Below are 16,925 nucleotides of genomic sequence, written 5' to 3'. Positions count from 1 at the left end.
CAGCAAATGGTATGGCTCCAGACGAAAACTTTGACGGAGATTGGGTTGAAATCAACGGAAGATGGTATCGCCCAGGTAACGGATCTATTAGCGGTAGCGAAACTGCTCACTAATTTATGACTTACTTAAACTTCGCACATCAAAAAGTGCTTTAGAGCCTTGAATCTTGCTGATGATTATCCTAAATTTCAGCAAGAAGTCATATTTAATGTAGGTATTTTACCCAATGTAGGCACGAATAATTTTATCTGAAATTGACGGAAGAGAGGAATACTTGTGAAAAAAATTTTGACTTTGCTTTCATGCACAGTTATGCTCGGAATTATTGCACTTACAGTGCTGAGTAGATCAAATGAATCCATTCTAAAATATAGTAACTTAGAAAAAAAATATTGTCATGCATTTATGCTTCCAGACGAGAAAGCTTTTGAAAATCCAAATGCTTTATTTAATGCTCTAAAAAAAACTTCCCATGAGACAAATTGTAATATCATTCGTGTATTTTTTCAAAAAGACCAGAGTACCAAAGGATTCACTCTTTGCAAATATATTCTAACTGGAAACAGTAAAAGCCATTATGTATCCCAATACGAGGTTGATAAAGGAAATTTCTTATCACCAAAAGATACAACTAATATATCATCTCCATTTTTTGTATCAACCCAAAATAGTAAAGATACAAATCAAATCGGTCACATTAAAAATCATATGATTAATATCAATATTAATGTTTTTCCACTTGGCAGGGTATATGACAATTTCAAAGCTGACGGACTCTACTATGTTGAGCTTGGAGAAAATATTGATTTTGACTCTTTTAGAAAAGTATTATTCAGTAATATAGAAAAATCGTGTCACGTTCATCTTAAAAGTAAAAATTTCGAAACAAACACTCCAGAAACTCCTGTACCCTATCCCGACCTTCTAATATACAAAATAGTCTTTGGAGTATTAATCTCACTATGGATTATTTTTTTGTTCTACTATATGATTAAGAGCAAAATCGAAATATCAGTCATGAAAATGATGGGAGTTTATAAGCGCAGAATATTTTTGAAACTATTCTTTTTTCCGCTACTTTTCCCATCTATAATTACAGCTTTTGTAACACTTATAACTTTCGGTTTAAGTGATATTCAATATGGATCTTTCCTTGGCAAAAGGTGTTTTTTAGCATTAATTGCCATATCAATTTGCTATATTATAACTTTTATCGTATGCGACCAAAATACTGAGTTTGCTCAAACCCTAAAAGGTAAAAAGAGCACTAAAGGTATATTATTTATTCAGCTTCTGGTGGAAACGGTATTCTTATTTATTTTTATTAATTCTGTAAATGGTATATTCCATGAAATAGGAACCATTAGCCAAAAACTTGATATGTACAAAAATTGGGATATTGCATCGAATTACGGTGTATTTTGCCCTATTAATGTAGGCGAAGATCTTACTTTTGAAGAAGAAACTCTAATGGATTTTACAGTAGGTAGCAAGCTATATTCCAAGCTTAATAAGATGGGAACTCTTTACATAGACGCAAGAGATTATGATGATTCACACGATAGGTTTATTGATAATCCTAATCCTATTAAAATCATCACAGCAAATCCAAATTACCTTAACAAATTTCCTCTTTATGATAATAAAGGAAATAAAATACTGGTCTCAGAAGATGAAAAAGACGCTGTATTAATAATTCCTGAATCACTTAAAGGTTCAGAATCATCAATAAAGAAAAGCTTTTATATGAGTTTAAAAGGAGATTTGGAATATGAAAAAGAAAATAATGTCATATCTCTTGATTATATTCCGAAAATAAGGGTTATATTGTCTCAAAATGATCAATACATATTTTCATTTAATTCCAATATTTCTTTGGAAACCAATGGAATAAAAGATCCGATAATATCGGTCATTACTGAAAAAAACAGTTTTTCTTGTAGTAGAATTGGAAATTATGGAAATGGTTATTCTGACCCTAGAAAAATTCCTCTTACCAAAAGCGCTAAAGACACATATAAAACGCTTCATCCTATCTTGAAAAAGTATAAGCTAGACGATAATTTTACAAGACTTGTAAGTATTGCAAACCTTAATACAGAAGAACTTGCATCGCTGAAACTCTCTTTTAAAATTGCTGTTACTCAGGCTCTTATATCTATAATAATTGTCCTTATAATACTGTATCAGTCAACTGTTATTATATTTGACATAAACGGCAAAGAGTATTGCATCAAAAATATGCTTGGTCTTTCAAAAATGAAAATATACGGAAAATTTATTTCATTAAAAATATGCCTAACATTAATAATTACGTCTGTTTACTCTTTTGTTAGTATAAGACAGACAAGCTTATTATACTGTGTTAGCGCAGGAACCTGCATGATTATAATTCAGACTTTAATGATAATATTTTTCATGAATATTCATCAGCAAAAAAATCAAGTCGAGATACTGAAAGGATAACTCCATGAATAACAAAGAACTTGTTGTTGAATTCAGAAATGTTACAAAAAGTTATGGTAGTAACACTCTTTTTGACAATTTCAACATGACTGTCACTAGTGGCGAGATGATCTGCATTGCCGGCGGAAGTGGCAGTGGAAAAAGTACTATACTAAATCTTATAGGAATGTTTGACAAACCAGATAGAGGTGAGATATATCTTTTTGGAAAGAAAATTCCAAAAATCAATTCCAAAGAAGGAAGAGAAGTGCTTAGAACAAAGCTTTTGTACATTTTCCAAAATTTTGCTCTGCTCGGGGATAAAACTATTGATTACAATCTTGACATTCCTCTTCTAAATTCAAAATTGTCATCTAAGGACAAGGCCAAAATGAAGCAAGATGCCATTAAAAAAGTTGGATTGGAAAAATCCCTAAAGACAAAAGTATATCAGCTTTCAGGCGGAGAACAACAAAGAATAGCACTTGCCAGAGGTTATTTGAAAGACTTCGATTTAATACTGGCAGATGAACCTACTGGTTCACTTGATGCCACTAACCGCGACCTTGTTATTTCAATGCTGCGAAATTTCAACAAGAACGGCAAAACGGTAATAATCGTATCTCACGATCCTATTGTTATGAGAGCATGTGATAGGGTTATTACTCTTGACAATAATTCCTCCAATGCGTAAAATCAAAATTAACGTTTTACTGTGAAGAGGATTAGTAACAATGAATCAATTTACAGAGAGGAGCTACTTGGTGAAAAGCTCTATGCGATGACTTGTGAACCTACCTTGGAGTAACTGCATGAAAATGCAGCGGAGTCTACCGTTACAGGCACTAAATGAGTGAGATTTGCCAAGGGCAAGTTTAAATAGGGTGGTACCGCCGAAGAACTTTTCGGTCCCTGTGATATTCTATGTCGCCGGGATGCGCGAAAGTTCTTTTTTTATGCGTATCCTTAACAAAATCAAAAGAAAGGTAACAAAAATGGCTGATTCAAAGAATAACAAAAAAATGGTAGAAGCTATAACTTCTATGGATGAAGATTTTACCCAATGGTACACAGATGTTTGTATCAAAGCTGATTTAATTGCTTATTCTCATATTAAGGGCTTTATGGTTATTAAGCCTTATGGTTATGCACTTTGGGAGAATATGCAGGCTCTTCTTGATAAGAGATTCAAGAAAACCGGAGTTCAGAATGTTTACATGCCTCTTCTTATTCCTGAAAGTCTTCTTGCAAAAGAAGGAGAGCTTGTTAACGGTTTCGCTCCTGAGGTTGCATGGGTAACTGCAGGTGGTACAGAACCTCTTCAGGAAAGACTTGCTATTCGTCCAACATCTGAAACTGTTTTCTCAGATTTTTACAAAGACGATGTACATTCATACCGTGATCTTCCACGTCTTTACAATCAGTGGTGCAGCGTTGTTCGTTGGGAAAAGGAGACAAGACCATTCCTTCGTTCACGTGAATTTTTGTGGCAGGAAGGACATACTATCCATGCATCCAAGGAAGAAGCAGAAGAGAGAACACAGATGATGTTAAATCTCTACGCTGATTTCCTTGCAGAAGATATGGCTATTCCTACAATCAAGGGTCAGAAAACTGAAAAAGAAAAATTTGCTGGTGCAGATGCTACATATACTGTAGAAGCTCTTATGCATGACTGTCGTGCGCTTCAGTCTGGTACTTCTCATTTCTTTGGTCAAAAGTTCTCTAAAGCTTACGATATCACTTATACAGATAAGGATAACCAGCTTAAGTATGTATGGCAGACTTCATGGGGTGTTACTACTCGTATGATCGGTGCTATGATCATGGTACATGGTGATAACTCTGGTCTTGTAATTCCTCCAAGAATTGCTCCAATTCAGGTTGCTGTTATTCCTATCATGCAGAAAAAGGAAGGCGTTCTTGATTGCGCCCAGAAGATTTATGAGTCCCTTAACGATTTCAGAGTCAAGCTTGATGACACAGACAGAAGTCCTGGATTCAAGTTCTCAGAGCAGGAAATGCGTGGTATTCCGCTTCGTGTTGAAATCGGTCCTAAGGATATGGAACAGGGTAAGTGCGTTCTTGTTCGCCGTGATACAAGAGAAAAGATTGAGTGCCCTATTGATGAAGTAGCTTCAAAGGTTTCTGAAGTACTTGTTCAGATTCAAAACGATATGCTCGCTTCTGCAAAGGCTCATCTTGAAGCTCACACTTTTGCAGCTAGAAACAAAGAAGAATTCGAAGATGCTTTCAAAGAAACAAAGGGATTTGTAAAAGCAATGTGGTGCGGCGACAGAGCTTGCGAAGATAAGATTAAAGAAGATTATAATGTAACAAGCAGATGTATGCCATTTAAGCAGGAAGAAATCTCTGGAACATGCGTATGTTGCGGAAAGCCTGCCAAGAAGATGGTCATCTGGGGCAGAGCATATTAATGCACTGATATATTCATATTGACTTATAAAGGTTTCTGGTTTCATTAGGAAAATCAGAAACCTTTATTTTCTTGCGTCTACCCAATCGCCTTTTGATTATGCTGCATTCGTTTACATTCATACATTCTCTCATCTGCAACCATATATACTTCATGGCAATTTGTTTTTTTCTCAAGTTCATGTTTCCAGCATATTCCGTAAGCTGCAGAATGATCTATTCCGGTTTCTATTTCTTTTTCTTCCAGCATTTTCAGCATTTTATTAATGGAAGCATCTACAAAACCTTCTTTTGGTTCTTTCTCCAATGCTACAACAAACTCGTCACCACCTACTCTGGCAGAGAAAAACGGTTTAGGAAAACTCTTACTTAATATATCTGAAAAGTCAGTAATAAGTTGATCTCCCATGACATGTCCTCCCGAGTCATTTATCTCTTTTAATCCATTAAGATCGAGCGACATTATCATATAATCCTCACAATTTTCATCGTATTTTTGGAAAATAGACTCACACTTTGTTCTATTCGGCATATGTGTAAGACTGTCTTCATATGCAAGCTGAGATAATTCGTTCTGCTGCTCTTTTAATCTAAATGATTCCAACATAGACCTTAAATACGTTGACAGTCTTGATACAATAAAAATCGCCTGTCCAAAAGAAAAAATGGACGTTGATAAAGCTGGCAATCTAAGGGTTTTAGGCTCATTTACTGCATTTATTACTGTGGCAAAACCAAGCGACAGACAAAGCACTATAAGACCAATAATCTGAACATTATTTAAATCAAAAGTGAATTTATTATTTTTTTTATTTTTATGCTCAATCATAAATATATGAGCATCTACAATACACTTTGTCATAAAAAGAATATATAAAGAACCATACACAAGAGTAACATGATTAATATGCATAATTCCAGACATATGAAAAATAAATATAGCAAGCTCTGCCATGCCAATTATTATAAGTGATATTTTGAAAGACTTTTTTTCAGTGTTTTTACATATAAGTGCCGAGAGTAACACGATTAAAGGTAACGAAATATGAGTCGATACAATCGTAAATAATGAATTAGGATAAATATTGGGAATAACTACAAATACCTGATCTGCTGCCAATATCCATAATCCACTGTTAATGAATATAAGTGAACTAACAAGCTGATCCAAGAGTCCATGAACTTTTGCTGCAAACAAAAGAATAATATTAAAAAATATAGTACCAAAAACAAGCAAAAAAATTCCAATAGAAATCGAAAACAATCTATTATGCATAAAATACCTTAGAATATCAGAGTAGCTTCCAAAAACAGGTGACTCCATTATTTTGGTAACATTATCTTCAGAAACCATCAGCTCTATAGTAAGTCTTCTTTTTCCCAACTGGCAGGAATGAATTGACAGGAATAATGTCTGTACAGGTATATACTTATCACTTATTGCCTCTTCCCAGTTTTTTTCCTGTACAAAGGTTCTATCTACATATATCTTGATTCCACAATATTGAGACTGAACAAGAAGTGTTGGAAATACCATACAATTATGCGGTATTGAAGTAGTAAGACAGATCTGATCTCCTTTATTAAAGCATCCAAAATCACTTATCGATCTTAATTCGTCGATATTTATTTCACCCTTATCCTCATTGTTATAAATTACATGAAAACGGTTTAATTCAGTTACCGGATTTTCAAATGAGAGTTTAAATATAATGGAACTGACACCAAAAGCTGTCACCAATATGAAAATAACCCAGAATAATATCAGGATATTTTTCATTTTAGTATTCTGATTGTCCATTTTATGCCTCCCACACCTGCAATTTATCTAACTTCAAGTGATTAACTTTTTTCATTTCATACATACGTCTGTCTGCAAGCTGATATACTTCTTCAGCATCAGCATCAGGAAGTTCCTCAGAAGATGCTATTCCATACGAAAAAGAGTAGGTTAGTCCGCTACTGTCATGAACCATACCCGCAACTCTTTTCAATAAAGAATCTATATGCATCTGAGCTGCAATACTGTCAGTAGAAGTCATAAGCACCATAAATTCATCTCCACCCATTCTTCCCACAAGGTCAATTGAACGAAATGATGACGTCAAAGCGGCTGCAAAAGAGCGCAGAAATAAATCGCCCTCCATATGACCGCAATTATCATTTATACTTTTCAAATGATCAAGATCTATTGATATTATTACATAACTTAATTTCTGATTTTTAACCTGCATCATTACTTCTTTACACTTTGCTCTATTAGCAAGATGAGTTAAGTGGTCACAATATGCAAGCCCCATGAGCATATTTTTTCTATTTTCCTGCTCCTGAAGACAAAACTGATAAATGAAATAGCTGATAAATATACATACAACAAGAAAAAGTGAACCGCATGCCACAAGAAAATGCGAGTCTGTCATTTCACCTGAAGGTGATATGTATTTTAATATATTAAAGATTATTATTTCAGATATCGCAAATATCATAAAAATCATAAGTCCAATAAAAAGAAGGGCAGTAGACCAGAAATCTGTATCATTTTTTCTATTATTCCTACGAACAAGTGTCCATATTATACATCCTATTATTATAGGACTTTGAACTATACAGATAAAATGAAGTGTCATTGTATGCCTTGAAAACAATTCTATATTTGCAAAATGTTTGAATAATACATATAGGAAAAAGGATAAATTAACAAGCGTAAGTATCTGATAAAATGTTTTCATTTTTAAATCTTTTGTGATACTCACAAGATAAATCGATACAACAAGCGGCACAAGATACAGAGAACTATACTCTACCCATGTATTAAATTTATCGCTACAGCCAACCATTGAGTACACACAGCTTGATGCTAGAATATACACTCCAAAATCCAGTGATATCATGGCTCCTGTGAAGATTCTGGTATCACTGCTTCTAGTAGCAAGCATATACGGAGATGCCAGGAATAAAAGCATGGCAAGAATGCACATAAAGTTGCCTATAAACAATTCCAATCTGATAGAATAAACATAAAGAATTGTCATATCACTTCTACTACCAAGGTATATGTTATCAAGTCCTCCAAAAGCCGAATCCTGACCGGATGTCATAACTATTTTTAACTCTTTCCCTGCGTACCTTTCCGGAATTGGTATTGTAAGATATGTCATAGGAATCATCTCTCCTCTGGCATATTCTGCTGCACCATAAGAGTAGATGAGTCTTCCATCAACGTACAAAAGTACTGACGAATGGATTGCATGAATACGGATGCATGGAGAAAAAACCGAAGTATTGGGCAACTTTCGGCTTAGAGATATCATATCCTGATAATTCATTATTGGAATATCTGCATCTGAAAGACTACATTTTTTGGTAACTGTTTTTTCCCCCACAGGATACTCAATTGTCCACCCATCATTAAGGCATGACATTTGATAATGATACTTTGGCTTAATTATCCCCGGTAAAAAAGCAAGCATTATGGTGCTTGCTATAAAAATAGTCAATATTATACAGACAACTGTTTTAATTCTATCTCTGTATTTTTCTTTATGATTCATGTGTGATGACAACCTGCTTTTGGAGATGCGCAGCAGGATCTTCTTCCTTCAAGTATCAAAATAACATTATTATTTTAACATGATTTATGATTGATGTACAATATTTAGTTACATTGTTATAATTATTATAAGAATCATAATTACCATTCAAAATGCATCAGAAGACTTTTTCTTCTGACCAGAAACAAAATTGTGAAATAAATATAGAAATACTAAGGATTTATAGAATGAATTTACAAAAAAACGATATTAAAATATTAATTCCAGAAGGTGCAAAGAAGATTCTGGACACTCTCCATAATGCAGGTTTTGAAGCATATGTTGTGGGCGGCTGTGTCCGTGACAGTATTCTTTCAAGAAAACCAATGGATTTTGATATTACAACAAGCGCTCTTCCTATGGAAGTTAAATCTCTTTTCAAAAGAACCATTGATACTGGTATCAAGCATGGTACTGTTACTGTCATGATTAACAAAGAAGGATACGAAGTAACTACCTACAGAGTCGATGGCGCTTATGAAGACCACCGTCATCCAAAAGATGTAACTTTTACTTCCAATCTTCTAGAGGATTTAAAGCGAAGAGACTTTACTATCAACGCTATGGCTTACAATGATAAAGATGGCCTTGTAGATGCTTTTGGAGGTATAGAAGATTTAGAAAAGGGTATTATTCGATGCGTCGGTGATCCCATGAAGCGTTTCGAGGAAGATGCATTAAGAATTCTTAGAGCACTCAGATTTTCTGCTCAGCTGTCAAAAGATGGAAAACCTTACGATATTGATGAAAAAACCGCTTCTGCGATGAGTCAGTTATCTCAAACTCTAAAAAACGTCAGTGCCGAAAGGATTCAGACTGAGCTGATTAAGCTCATGACTTCTGATCATCCTGAAAGACTTAGGCTTGGATACGAACTGGGAATTACTAAAGTTTTTTTTCCTGAATTTAATGAATGTATTGAGTGTTCTCAGAATAATTCGCACCATGTCTACAATGTCGGCGATCATATTCTAAGAAGCTGTATGGAGGTGCCAAATGACAAGATTCTGCGTCTAACTATGCTATTTCATGATATAGGAAAGCCTCGTACCAAAACTGTAGATGAAGATGGTGTAGACCATTTCTTCAATCATCCAGCAGTGAGCGCTGAAATGGCAAGAAGTATCATGCATAGGCTCAAATTCGATAATGCTACGCTTAAACTTGTATGCAAACTGGTGGAAAATCATGACCTTCTATTAACAGATAAGATTACTGAAGTTCGTGTACGAAATGCTATGTTCAAAATAGGACCAGACTATTTCGATTATTTTTTGATGATAAAAAAGGCTGATATGCTGGCTCAAAATCATATCTACCTTGAAGAAAAAACAAATAGGCTTAAGGAAATAAAAAAGTGTGCCGATATCATACGTGAACGTAATGACTGTCTCTCACTTAAACAACTTGCTGTTAAGGGGAAAGACTTGATGGATGCAGGAGTATGTCAAGGAAGACTTATAGGATTAGTGCTCGAAGCAATGTTAAGTGATGTTATTAAGAATCCTACCCACAATGATAAGGATTATCTGTTAAAGCATCTAAAGAATTATGAAGTTAATACTGATATTGATAGTTAAGAGGTTATTAGTATCTTGTGTTAGATAACCGGAAAGGCAGTGACGGATGAAAAAATCTATCAGGTTTGTCGTTTCAGTTTTACTAATTTTAGCTATTTGTTTTCTGTATGCTCCTCGCCACGCATGTGCTGAGAATTTTTCGCTTGTGGGAAAATATGACTCTGATGATCTGGCAGTTATAAAAGCTATCGACATTGATAAAAAGACGATAGAACTGCGCAATCATGACACAGGCAGGGATTATACATTAAAATACGACAACACCTCGCTTATATTCAATCAATATGGGCGAAGCCTTTCCGCCTCACTCCTTGAAACAGGTACTGTTGCCCAGGTTACTTTCCTTTCTGAAAGCAGGCATCTTAATAGTCTTATAATAGAAAAAAATGCTTTTTCTATCGATCGTTCTTATGGGTTCGACCTTCAGTTTGACAGAGAAGTTGCCAGAATCGGTAATACCAATTATAAGATTAGTGGCAAAACTTTAGTTCTTATAGATGGTAAATCTTCAATTATTCAGGAAGTTATGCCTGATGATACTGTGCATCTAACGGGCTGTGGTACTGATATTTTCTGCGTTAAAGTTATTAAAGGTCATGGTTATGTATCGCTTTCTTCTGAGAAAATAGGAGAAGATGATATAACCGGTGCATACCTTGAAATAGGAAAGAAAAACATTAATAAAGTCACCAAAAATATGATGGTCAGGGTAGCTGCCGGATCCTATGACGTACATCTTACCGGAAAAGGCGTAAACTATGAAACCAAGATTCGTGTCGAACGAGACACCGAAACAATTGTCGATACGAGCCAGATTGATGTAATTCACAAGATGGGTAAGATAACTTTCGAGATAACCCCAGAAGAAGCAAAAGTGAAAATCGATGGTGAAGAAACGGATGTTTCCTTCCCTATAAACCTTGAATATGGTGACCACAAAATAGAAGTAGAAGCTGATGAATATGATAAAGTCGAGGAAATACTTCATGTAGGTTCATCTGCCTGCACTGTCAAAATCGATTTAAAGAAAACAAAAAAAGAAAATGACAGTACAAATGCTTCAACATCAGCATCCAGCACTGCGCCAATCGCTTCATCTACTGCCAGCACTAAAACAAGTGATAACAGCAATAACAACAATAACAACAATCAATCAAATTCGAATTCTTATACACCAAGACCAGTTGTTCCATCCACAGCATCAACATCTGCCTCTATTAAAGATGGAACATTAATAAAAGGATACAAAGTCTACGTAGATGCCCCAAAAGGTGCTAGCCTTTATGTAGACAACAACTATATTGGCGAAGTTCCTACAAGTTTCGACAAAGTATCTGGAAGACATACGATTACGCTTACTAGAAGTGGGTATGAGTCCAAAAGCTACACTATAAAAGTTGATACCACGCTTCATGACAAGACATATTCTTTCCCTGAATTAGAGAAGGCAAAAGGCAAGGTTACTTTCTACGTTGAACCAGAAAATGCCAGAGTTTATGTTGGAACAAATGAAAACGAGATGCTGGAAGTTCCGACTAAAACACCTATTCCTCTTGCATATGGACCTCACGTGGCAAAAGCTGCAGCCGATGGTTATGAAACAACTCTTGTAAACTTAAATGTAGTAGATGATGCAATGGTTTGTAAAATAACACTCGATAAGAAGGGCGGTGGTTCATCTGAAAACAGCTCAACAAAAGCTTCTACAGATGATTCCTCTAACTCTGCAGACAGTGCTTTGTCTGCGTCAACCGGTGATTCGTCAAACTCTTCCGACTCTTCAAGCAGTGCTTCAAACGATGATGATGCTACAAATTCAACATCTAAAATAAGCGATGCAAGTAGTAGCGGATCCGGCCAAAGCAGTGAAATAGGAAGAAGTGATAGTAGTTCTGGAAACGCAAATACCAATAACTCCGGAAATGAGTCAGGAAGCGGAGATACTATACAACCTCCGCCACCGGAAAATCCGGTAACACCTCCTGAAAATGTAGATAATCACAGCGATAACAATCAAGGCAGCAATGGAGGTAATGAACAAACACCTAATGATAACCAGGCAGGTGGTAACGAGCAATCACCTAGCGATAATCAAGGCAGTGGTAATAACGAACAACCTCCAATCGGAGGTCAATCAGGAGATGGAGGTAATGAACAAACGCCTGATGATAATTAAAGTTAAAGACAGTTGCATTTTCCAGCCTTTTTTGCGACAATACTTCTAGTAATAAGACTGATAATAAACACTTTAAATTATGGAGAACAACATGAGACTTGATAAATATTTAAAAGTCACTCGCCTTATCAAAAGAAGAACTGTTGCAAATGAGGCCTGTGATGCCGGAAGAGTAACCATTAATGACCGCGTTGCCAGAGCATCTGCTGACGTTAAAGTTGGTGATAGAATTACTATTTCTTTTGGAAATAAAGAAGTAAAAGTAGAAGTACTGGATGTACAGGAAACAATCCACAAAGAAGATGTAGACAAATTATTCAAATACATCTGATAAGCCAAGAATAACTCGAGTCTAAAACGCTCGAGTTATTTTTATTGCGTAATTTTACCGATACTACCAATTGGCCACACTCTGATAAATGCCCTTCCAAGAATCTTATCTTTAGCTATGCATTGAACAGAAGGGTCTCTGGAATCCTTGGAATTATTTCTATTATCCCCCAAAACGAAATACTGTGATTGTCCTACTGTTATTTCATCCATACTTCCTTTTATAACCTCATTTCCATAGCTTTCTTCAAGAAGCTGGCCGTTTATGTATATATTACCTTTGTCATCTATTCTAACTTTTTCTCCTGGAAGACCGATGATTCTTTTAATATAATAAACACTACTACTTTGTTCAAAAGCAATTATATCAAATCTCTGTGGATCACCTCTCTTGTATGAAATCTTGTCCAGAAGAAGAATATCCCCATCATGAAGTGTGTTTTCCATGGATATTCCATTAACAAGTGTACGCTGCAGAGCAAAATTTCTGACAAGAAGCATAATTCCAAAGAATACTGCAATATAAATGCAAAAAATAAGGACTTCCTTCAGAACCATTGTACCAACATTAGATTTTCTCTTTTTTCTATTCATTGCGCCACCTCTGTAAACCTGTTTCGTTACCAAAGTAAACAAAAAGCCAATCAACTATAAACGCATTCCCAACTTCATCAGGCTAAACTTCTTAGAAATTACTGTATATAAAAGCTCCATTACCTATATATCCAAACATAGCTATAAGGAGAACAATAAGACAAATCTCAAACTTCCCTTTAAATGTTCTTATATCCATTTTAAAATAAATCCTATGTCCGGATTTTATATACATATAAATCATAAGAGCCATTACGATTAAAGAGTAGATGATTGTAAACACAGGAAAATATTCTATTCCATTTGTCGGGACAAACATTCTGTTATATATAACAAGTGTTTTTCTAACACTTTCTGTTCTAAACGGAACCCACAATAAAAATACAAGTGCTATTGTTATAATTCTTCTTAGTACGTTTACAATTATTTTTTCATCAGACTTATTATAAATTTTCTTTTCAAAAAATCTGTTTATGCATGACCATAAGCCGTATGCCAACCCCCATATAACAAATGTTATTTTGCTTCCATGCCACACACCGCTGATAAACATTGTAATAATGAGGTTTACATATGCCCGAATCTCTCCTTTACGACTTCCTCCAAGCGGAATATATACATATTCTTTTAGCCATGAAGATAATGATATATGCCACCTCTTCCAAAAATCCGAAGGCGAATTAGCGATATATGGAATATCAAAGTTTATTCCAAGGTCATATCCCAGCATTTTGCCAATGGCTATTGCCATATCAGAATACCCCGAAAAATCACAATACAGCTGCACGGAATATCCTATAACAGCTATCCATAAAGATGCGCTGCTATAGGCAGAAGGAGATGAGAACACCACATCAACACCTGCTCCAATTCGGTCTGCAATTACGACCTTTTTAAATAGACCAACTAAAAATAACGGTAGTGATTCTATAAAATTTTCTTTTTTCAAAGAATGATCTTTGTATAACTGCGGCATGAAGTCTTTGGCCTTAACAATAGGTCCCGAAAGCATTTGCGGAAAAAAGGCGATATATAATACTATATTGACAAAGGACGTTTCTGGAGCAATCACCCCTTTGTAAACATCGAATAGATAGCTTATGCCCTGAAACATATAGTAAGATATTCCAAGCGGCATCAACACTGATACTTCAGTATATGGTCTATTTAGAAATACGGATACCTGCCTTGCAAAAAAGTTGTAGTACTTAAAGTATGCCAAAAGTCCTGCACACATAATAATAAATACTGCAAGATAAGCCTTTTTCTTTTGATTGTTTCTTCGAATAAGAATCCCGCCCATATAAAAGACAACGGACATTCCTATTAGCATCAAAAGATACCTGGGACTTAACATCAAGTAGAAGACAAAACTTGCAAATAAAAGAATAAGCTGCCTATACTTTTCTTTTTTTATCTTCCAGAGCATCAGCAAAATTCCTGCAAAAAAAGCATAAAAAGATGGAGATAAAAAAGTCATGTTATTGTCCCCCTATTTTCCAAGTTTCTGTAATTTTTCAAGCAATACTTTGGCTATTATCTTATGACCTTCTTTGGATAAATGCCCTGTGCATGGTGTTGTATTATTATATCCATACGGAATGCTGAAATTCTGATTATACGCATTAATAAATTCGGTTGTTGTATCTAAAAAGATTATATTATTCCTTATGCAATACTCTTTAAAAATGCTAGTTGTGGATTCTTTTATAGGAACCATCAAACCATCTTCTGTAATACTCACATTAGGGTGATACAAAAAAATAATATTACCATTATATTCGCTTCTTAAAAGTGATAGTGCAGTATTTATCGCCTGTTCATAGGGTGAGTTTGTATTACCTGATGCATCTAGAACTTTTTTTTCGCTGGAACCGGACTTATTCGCTGAATCTGTTTTTACATCTTTATCAATAGCACTTTTGGCATAGGCGATATCTTCTGAAGCATTTTTTTCTTTATAAAGGTTATATTGGTACTTCAAAAGACTTATTAAAGGAAGTGCTTCTTTGATGTGAATCTTCATTTTCTCTTTAGAAGAACTGTTTACGTATAAATTTTTGCCAGTGCAAGAGTTATCAAACTCTCTTTGGTTTATAGCACTATTAATTTCCTCTGCGCTAAACTCTGTGGCATTAATCTCTAGAACAATTGTATCAGCACCTGGAAATTCTGCCGTAAGAGCCTTGAAACCTTTGATGAGTTTGGGAAGATACTCACCCTCCTGAGCTACATTGTAAACTTTTATCCTGCCTTCTTCCTTAGAAAGCGCTTTATTACAGATATCGCTGTATCTATAACCATAAGGAACTTCTTTTCCCTGTGTAAAAGAAGCTCCTCTGACAATTACATAGCTGTCTGCAAGCGGAAGGTTTTCATTCAAATATCCTCTATCATCTGCAGTGTAAAATGCATACCCTTCAGTTCCTGAAACAATGTAACTTCCAGGATTCCAAACAGACTCAGTTGTGCCCATATCTCTAAAAAGCCGTCCGCATGGTCTGTAATATACAAAACATAAACCATTCATTAAAGCTGCTGCCAGTAATACTGCCAAAAACCATTGTAATACTTGTTTTTTCATAACTTTAATCCCTTAAAGATTTTAACTTGTTATTTGAAGAATAAAGCGCTAATAAACATTATTACTGCCAGAAGGTAAAACATAACTGTTCCAAAGTTTACAAACAGTTTTAAGCCCATTTTTTGCATTGCAAATTTATACTCATATGTTTCATTGCACTTTAATGATTTTCTATGTAGGTTGACAATCCACAATACAATACCACTTATTACAAGAATTAAAACCATAATACTGTACAAAGTTATATAACCAAATGCAAGTGCCTTTTGAGGATCTGACAGAAGATTACGCATTTGATCATCTGATAGTCTAGCAAGTTCCTGTGTTCCGCCTATTATCTCCTCTGCCTTAATAAGTTTCTGCGCCAGTACAGATCCCATAAAGTTAATCAGCATATGTAGTCCCATTGTATACTGAATCTTACCGCTTTTTATATAAATATATCCAAATACTGCTCCTAGGCCAAAAGCATAAAAGAACTGGAAGAAATTAAAATGAAACAATCCAAATAACAGCGCAGAAAAGAAGATTGCATATTTTTCTCCATACCTTCTAGTTCTATCAATGATAGTCTTCCTGAATACAAATTCTTCGACTATTGGTCCTAATACACAAACTGTTACGACCTGAATAAGTGAAGACTCCTGCAAAAGAACTTCTATACTGTTTACAGAATCCTGATTAATAACCCTTGATAAGACGGTTCCGATGATATTGCCAAGATACATTACCGGCATACACATTGCCCAAAAGCCTAGAAGCTTACCAAATGACATCTTCTCTTTATGAGATTCTTGTGGGCGTATTCTTTTGGCAATCATGTAGAAAACAGGTAACGCAATACAGTATATTGGAATGATAATTCCAAATACATATTTTATTATTTCTCCGCTTAATTTATCTTTTAAAAATGGAGATATCCCTAATTGAAACAGCACACTTGCAGCTATCTCTACTATTCCGAAAATAAATACAGCAAAACCCATTGTAGAATAGGCTTTTAAGGCCGTTTTTCTGATAATTTTCTTATTTTCTTCGTCAACTTCTTGAGTAGTAGGAGTATCACCTGACCCGTTAGATATATCTATTCTGTCTATATCTGCTTCACTTATCATATTTGGTTCCATATTCTCTTTCCATCACTTCCTAAAGTATTTTGTTTGCTTTTTTATTGAGTCATTGATAATTAT

12 protein-coding genes and 1 other annotated feature are annotated in these 16,925 nt (G+C 35.0%); of the genes, 6 read left to right on the top strand and 6 right to left on the bottom strand.

All coding sequences use genetic code 11. The annotated features are described in order from the left end of the window. Window positions 1–276 precede the first annotated feature (276 nt). From G634_RS0112325 to proS, 3 genes are all read left to right on the top strand, one after another. Window positions 277–2,466, top strand: coding sequence for a DUF1430 domain-containing protein (locus G634_RS0112325; protein WP_026505542.1), 2,190 nt, complete (start codon window positions 277–279; stop codon window positions 2,464–2,466). Window positions 2,467–2,470: 4 nt separating this feature from the next. Continuing rightward, on the top strand, window positions 2,471–3,139 hold the full coding sequence (locus G634_RS0112320; protein WP_026505541.1) for an ABC transporter ATP-binding protein: 669 nt from the start codon (window positions 2,471–2,473) through the stop codon (window positions 3,137–3,139). Between the two features lie 12 nt (window positions 3,140–3,151). Continuing rightward, window positions 3,152–3,362: a binding site (T-box leader), on the top strand. Window positions 3,363–3,440: 78 nt separating this feature from the next. After that, window positions 3,441–4,883 carry a proline--tRNA ligase gene (gene proS, locus G634_RS0112315; RefSeq protein WP_026505540.1) on the top strand — a complete coding sequence of 481 codons (1,443 nt, stop codon included), beginning with the start codon at window positions 3,441–3,443 and terminating at the stop codon, window positions 4,881–4,883. Between the two features lie 77 nt (window positions 4,884–4,960). On the opposite strand, the gene G634_RS0112310 is transcribed toward proS, so the two are convergent. Together G634_RS0112310 and G634_RS0112305 are read right to left on the bottom strand one after the other, a co-directional pair. After that, entirely contained in the window at window positions 4,961–6,682 is a 1,722-nt protein-coding gene (locus G634_RS0112310) for a GGDEF domain-containing protein (RefSeq protein ID WP_026505539.1), read from the bottom strand. Between the two features lies 1 nt (window position 6,683). Continuing rightward, a complete protein-coding gene (locus G634_RS0112305) occupies window positions 6,684–8,432 on the bottom strand; it encodes a GGDEF domain-containing protein (RefSeq protein WP_026505538.1) in 1,749 nt (582 codons plus the stop codon). Window positions 8,433–8,659: 227 nt separating this feature from the next. Here G634_RS0112305 and G634_RS0112300 point away from each other — a divergent pair, with 227 nt between their 5' ends. From G634_RS0112300 to G634_RS0112290, 3 genes are all read left to right on the top strand, one after another. Continuing rightward, window positions 8,660–10,051, top strand: a complete 1,392-nt coding sequence (locus G634_RS0112300; protein ID WP_051233941.1) for a CCA tRNA nucleotidyltransferase — start codon at window positions 8,660–8,662, stop codon at window positions 10,049–10,051. A gap of 46 nt (window positions 10,052–10,097) precedes the next feature. Continuing rightward, on the top strand, window positions 10,098–12,227 hold the full coding sequence (locus tag G634_RS0112295; RefSeq protein ID WP_026505536.1) for a PEGA domain-containing protein: 2,130 nt from the start codon (window positions 10,098–10,100) through the stop codon (window positions 12,225–12,227). Window positions 12,228–12,318: 91 nt separating this feature from the next. Continuing rightward, the gene (locus G634_RS0112290; RefSeq protein WP_026505535.1) at window positions 12,319–12,558 is read left to right on the top strand and encodes an RNA-binding S4 domain-containing protein; all 240 of its coding nucleotides are present in this window, start codon (window positions 12,319–12,321) and stop codon (window positions 12,556–12,558) included. Window positions 12,559–12,599: 41 nt separating this feature from the next. On the opposite strand, the gene lepB is transcribed toward G634_RS0112290, so the two are convergent. The 4 genes from lepB to G634_RS0112270 form a co-directional block, all read right to left on the bottom strand. After that, window positions 12,600–13,151: a signal peptidase I gene (gene lepB / locus G634_RS0112285; RefSeq protein WP_081676612.1), complete on the bottom strand. Its 552-nt coding sequence runs from the start codon at window positions 13,149–13,151 to the stop codon at window positions 12,600–12,602. A 91-nt stretch (window positions 13,152–13,242) separates the two neighbouring features. Next, the gene (locus G634_RS19105) at window positions 13,243–14,631 is read right to left on the bottom strand and encodes an MBOAT family O-acyltransferase (RefSeq protein ID WP_051233938.1); all 1,389 of its coding nucleotides are present in this window, start codon (window positions 14,629–14,631) and stop codon (window positions 13,243–13,245) included. Between the two features lie 12 nt (window positions 14,632–14,643). Continuing rightward, complete coding sequence (locus tag G634_RS0112275; protein ID WP_026505533.1) at window positions 14,644–15,735, bottom strand: hypothetical protein; 1,092 nt, start codon at window positions 15,733–15,735, stop codon at window positions 14,644–14,646. A gap of 29 nt (window positions 15,736–15,764) precedes the next feature. Next, window positions 15,765–16,862, bottom strand: a complete 1,098-nt coding sequence (locus G634_RS0112270) for a CPBP family intramembrane glutamic endopeptidase (RefSeq protein ID WP_026505532.1) — start codon at window positions 16,860–16,862, stop codon at window positions 15,765–15,767. Window positions 16,863–16,925 lie beyond the last annotated feature (63 nt).

It is taken from the genome of Butyrivibrio sp. NC3005, assembly GCF_000424545.1.
Taxonomy (GTDB): Bacteria; Bacillota; Clostridia; order Lachnospirales; family Lachnospiraceae; genus Butyrivibrio.
The sequence above is the reverse complement of the archived record's forward strand: the minus strand, read 5'-3'. Positions and strand labels throughout refer to the sequence as shown.

What these genes read in the sequence shown, in the direction of transcription:
- proS (WP_026505540.1), top strand. Translation starts at nt 3,441, where the DNA reads ATGGCTGATTCAAAGAATAACAAAAAAATGGTAGAAGCTATAACTTCT.
- G634_RS0112275 (WP_026505533.1), bottom strand. Translation starts at nt 15,735, where the DNA reads ATGAAAAAACAAGTATTACAATGGTTTTTGGCAGTATTACTGGCAGCA.
- G634_RS0112310 (WP_026505539.1), bottom strand. Translation starts at nt 6,682, where the DNA reads ATGGACAATCAGAATACTAAAATGAAAAATATCCTGATATTATTCTGG.
- G634_RS0112290 (WP_026505535.1), top strand. Translation starts at nt 12,319, where the DNA reads ATGAGACTTGATAAATATTTAAAAGTCACTCGCCTTATCAAAAGAAGA.
- G634_RS0112320 (WP_026505541.1), top strand. Translation starts at nt 2,471, where the DNA reads ATGAATAACAAAGAACTTGTTGTTGAATTCAGAAATGTTACAAAAAGT.
- G634_RS0112300 (WP_051233941.1), top strand. Translation starts at nt 8,660, where the DNA reads ATGAATTTACAAAAAAACGATATTAAAATATTAATTCCAGAAGGTGCA.
- G634_RS0112270 (WP_026505532.1), bottom strand. Translation starts at nt 16,862, where the DNA reads ATGGAACCAAATATGATAAGTGAAGCAGATATAGACAGAATAGATATA.
- G634_RS19105 (WP_051233938.1), bottom strand. Translation starts at nt 14,631, where the DNA reads ATGACTTTTTTATCTCCATCTTTTTATGCTTTTTTTGCAGGAATTTTG.
- lepB (WP_081676612.1), bottom strand. Translation starts at nt 13,151, where the DNA reads ATGAATAGAAAAAAGAGAAAATCTAATGTTGGTACAATGGTTCTGAAG.
- G634_RS0112295 (WP_026505536.1), top strand. Translation starts at nt 10,098, where the DNA reads ATGAAAAAATCTATCAGGTTTGTCGTTTCAGTTTTACTAATTTTAGCT.
- G634_RS0112305 (WP_026505538.1), bottom strand. Translation starts at nt 8,432, where the DNA reads ATGAATCATAAAGAAAAATACAGAGATAGAATTAAAACAGTTGTCTGT.